At 65.0% G+C, this 1,108-nt stretch carries 1 protein-coding gene; it reads right to left on the bottom strand.

Annotated elements, in window-relative coordinates:
- On the bottom strand, positions 1–1,108 hold a 1,108-nt coding region (locus ABIB80_RS39330), incomplete at both ends, for a glutamate synthase central domain-containing protein (RefSeq protein WP_354129654.1).

The raw sequence follows: 1,108 nt of genomic DNA, 5'->3' as shown, positions 1-1,108 counted from the left end.
GACTCGGCGGTCCATGCATGGTCCTCGCCGCGGCTGCGATAGGCATATTCGCCGCCGACATCGAGCGAGGTCTTGTACACGAGCGCATCGCCGAACGCGTCGGCATGACGGCGCACCGCCTCTTCGGCAATCTCGCCAAGACCGACGCCCTCGACGCGGGTATGCGTGCCGGCGAAGAATTTTCCGACGAATTCCGCCTTCAGGCCGATGGCGTCGAAGATCTGCGCGCCGCAATAGGATTGGTAGGTCGAGATGCCCATCTTGGACATCACCTTGAGCAGGCCCTTGCCGATCGACTTGATGTAGCGCTTGACGATCTCGTAGTCGTCGAGCGAGCCGGGCAGGCGGTCCTTCATCGCGATGATGGTCTCGAACGCCAGATACGGATTGATCGCTTCCGCGCCGTAGCCGGCCAGACAGGCGAAGTGATGCACTTCGCGCGGTTCGCCGGATTCGACGACGAGGCCGACCGAGGTGCGCAACCCGGTGCGGATCAGATGATGATGCACGGCGGCGCAGGCCAGCAGCGACGGGATCGGAACCCGGTCGGTGCCGACCATGCGGTCGGACAGGATGATGATATTGACGCCCTCGCGCACCGCGCTCTCGGCGCGCGCGCAGAGCTCGTCCAGCACCTGGTCCATGCCGGCCGCGCCGAGGCCGGCGTGGAAGGTGGTGTCCAGCGTGCGCGACTTGAAGTGCGACTCCGCGACCTCGGAGATCGAGCGGATCTTTTCGAGGTCCGCGTCGGTCAGGATCGGCTGGCGTGCTTCGAGGCGCTTGGTGGTGGCAAGGCCTTGCAGGTCGAACAGGTTCGGCCGCGGTCCGATGATGGAGACGAGGCTCATCACCAGCTCCTCGCGGATCGGGTCGATCGGCGGGTTGGTGACCTGCGCAAAGTTCTGCTTGAAATAGGTGAACAGCGGCTTGGCCTTGGCCGACAGCGCCGAGATCGGCGTGTCGTTGCCCATCGAGCCTGCGGCTTCCTCGCCGGTGGAGGCCATCGGCGTCATCAGGATGGTGATGTCTTCCTGGCTGTAGCCGAACGCCTGCTGGCGATCGAGCAGCGACAGGTTGGAGCGCACGCCGGTGGTCGGCACCTTCGGCA

The sequence above is a fragment of the Bradyrhizobium sp. i1.15.2 genome (assembly GCF_040548425.1).
Taxonomy (GTDB): Bacteria; Pseudomonadota; Alphaproteobacteria; order Rhizobiales; family Xanthobacteraceae; genus Bradyrhizobium; species Bradyrhizobium canariense.
Note: the sequence above shows the minus strand (reverse complement) of the source record. Positions and strands in the feature narration are given on the sequence as shown.